Annotated in this window: 1 protein-coding gene; it reads right to left on the bottom strand. The window is 38.6% G+C overall.

Annotated elements, in window-relative coordinates; all coding sequences use genetic code 11:
- Nucleotides 1-190: 190 nt before the first annotated feature.
- On the bottom strand, nucleotides 191-744 hold a 554-nt coding region (locus ACQV2G_RS09125), incomplete at its 5' end, for an LPXTG cell wall anchor domain-containing protein (RefSeq protein WP_428876646.1).

Here is a 744-nt window from a genome sequence, read left to right as displayed (position 1 = left end):
ATAGAATACTTTTAATATCAAGATTATATGTGTCAGGAAGAAAAGAAAAGGAGACCAAGCAACCGTTAGTTGCTTAATCTCCTTGGATAGCATCAACCCTATTTGACATAAAGCCAAAAAATTTTATCTGTATACCCTAGTTAATAACTATCCGGAAATGAATTCGTTCATAAAACAAATTATTTAAATTTTACTTTTCGTTTTCTTTCTTTTTAGGCATTGTAAGGAACAATCCAGCTAAAATAGAAAGGGCAGCTCCAGAGAAGATGGCATATGCTCCTGCATCCCCTGTTGCTGGTAAAACGGAAGCTTCATCCATCTCACCATTAGGTACTTGAGGGTTAGGCTTTTCAGGTGTCTCTGAACTTTCAGGTGTCTCTGAACTTTCAGGTGTTTCTGGACTTTCAGGTGTCTCTGAACTTTCAGGTGTCTCTGAACTTTCAGGTGTTTCTGAACTTTCAGGAGTTTCTGAACTTTCAGGTGTTTCTGGACTTTCAGGTGTCTCTGAACTTTCAGGTGTTTCTGGACTTTCAGGTGTCTCTGGACTTTCAGGTGTTTCTGGGTCTGTAGGATTATTAGGGTTAGATGGAACGTTTGGGTCAACTTCTTTAACTTCTACTATCACTAAAGATGACTTTGTAACACTTGCACCGTTCTTATCCGTTACTTTAAAAGTAATCGTGTATTCCCCAGGAACATTTGGGTTGAACCCTCCATCATTGGTAATCACAACTGACTCTTTTA

Origin of the sequence: Facklamia sp. P12955, assembly GCF_050409565.1 — a bacterium.
In the GTDB taxonomy this organism is placed as follows: Bacteria; Bacillota; Bacilli; order Lactobacillales; family Aerococcaceae; genus Facklamia.
This window is presented reverse-complemented; position numbering and strand designations above follow the sequence as displayed.